This is a genomic window from Hydrogenophaga borbori (genome assembly GCF_003417535.1).
Taxonomy (GTDB): domain Bacteria; phylum Pseudomonadota; class Gammaproteobacteria; order Burkholderiales; family Burkholderiaceae_C; genus Hydrogenophaga; species Hydrogenophaga borbori.
This window is the reverse complement of the sequence record NZ_QVLS01000030.1, coordinates 1-1,861: the sequence shown is the minus strand read 5'-3', so window position 1 is coordinate 1,861 and position 1,861 is coordinate 1. Positions and strand designations below refer to the sequence as shown.

The window sequence follows — 1,861 nt, the reverse complement described above, 5'->3', positions numbered from 1 at the left end:
ACCTTGCCAAGCTGCAAGCTTTATATCTCAAAGGATCCAGAAAGCTGCCAGTTGAAGTGGTGGCACCAAGTCTGGGAATGATCTGGCAGGTTTCGATCTCCAGCCCAGACCGGGAACGGGCGTTTCAGGCGTTGGAGGTGGCCACCCTGTTTGCCCTGCGCCGCGCGGTGCGCAATGGCTCGGTCTGGATTGAGCACAGCCTGAGCTTTCGGGGTCGTGCGCGCTTGTTCTTCACGGACGAGCGTTGGCAGGCAGAGTCCAAGAAACACTATGCCCGTCTATCGTTACCCAGCAAGGCTGCCACTTTCTTGAAGCCTTTGCTGGCCAGAGTAACTGCCGGTGTCGATGCGGTGGCCGCTGCAGCCCGCAGTGGCGTACTGCGCGTGGATGATGAACTCCATTTGTCGCCATTGCCCGCAGAGGACGAAGACCCAGAAGTGACCAAGCTGCGCGCGGCTTTGGATCACCGCATCGGTGAGGTTCAATTGCCGGAAGTGATTCTGGCCGTTGACGCCCAGGTGCGCTTTAGCTGGATCATGCTCGGACGTGAGCCGCGCTCTACCGACGAGCTGCTGATGGTCTATGCCGGCATCATGGCCCACGGCACCAGTCTGACTGCGGTCGAATGCGCGCGCATGATTCCGCAATTGTCTGCCACCAGCATTCGCCAGGCCATGCGCTGGGCGCGGGACGAACGGCGTCTGAGCCAGGCCTGCCAGGCTGTGCTGGAATTCATGCAGCGACACCCGATTGCCGCCACCTGGGGGCGGTCCGATTTGGCATCTTCTGACATGATGAGCATGGAGACCACCAAACGGGTGTGGCAAGCCCGGCTTGATCCTCGGCGCAACACACCTTCCATTGGAATCTACTCCCATGTAAAAGACCGGTGGGGCATCTTCCATGCGCAGCCCTTTGTGCTCAATGAGCGCCAGGCGGGCGTGGCCATTGAAGGTGTCATCCGCCAAGAAAAGCTGGAGACCAGCCAGCTTGCTGTGGATACCCATGGCTACACCGACTTTGCCATGTCACATGCCCGTTTGCTTGGTTTTGATCTTTGCCCGCGGTTGAAGGAACTCAAACAGCGCCACCTCTTTGTGCCACGCGGCACCAAAGTGCCCGCAGAAATCGCTGCGGTGTGCGAAGCCAATGTCGACGTCGCTTTGATCGAAAAGCATTGGGATAGTCTGGTGCACCTGGCAGCCTCGGTCATGAGCGGACATGCCAGTGCGGTGGCAGCTCTTGCGCGGTTCGGTTCTGCCGCCCAGGGCGATCCAATCTATGAGGCTGGCGTGCAATTGGGGCGGTTGCTGCGTACGGCGTTTTTGGCTGACTACTTTGTCAAGGACGCTTTCAGGAACGAGTTGCGCCGGGTGCTCAATCGGGGCGAGGCTGTTAACGCCCTCAAGCGCGCCATTTATACCGGCCGGATCAGCCCGGCGCAGGCCAAACGTGTCGATGAAATGCAGGCTGTGGCCGATGCGTTGAGCCTGATGGCCAACATCGTGATGGCGTGGAATACCTCACAGATGCAGGCGGTCCTGGATCGCTGGTCGAACCGCCGCCAGGTCATTCCACCGGAACTGATCGGGAAGATTGCGCCCACCAGGCTGGAGAGCATCAACTTGCGGGGTGTGTTTCGCTTCCCGGTTGACCGCTATGCTGACCAAATCCTGCCTTCGCGGCCAAATGCATCGATAACTGGCACCAATGGATGAAACCGACCACGGTTTGACGCCACGAATCGCAGATTTGAAAGTGAACAGGAAAGTCAATGAAATCAACGATCTACCAACACCACCTCCGCGCCAGTGCTAGCTTTTCGTACCGTCACTTATTGCACTGAAAACGAGGAGACCCC

Annotated in this window: 1 pseudogene; it reads left to right on the top strand. The window is 58.7% G+C overall.

Going from position 1 to position 1,861, the window contains the following annotated elements:
- Positions 1–1,718, top strand: a pseudogene (locus DY262_RS21460) (Tn3-like element IS1071 family transposase); the annotation flags it as partial.
- Positions 1,719–1,861 lie beyond the last annotated feature (143 nt).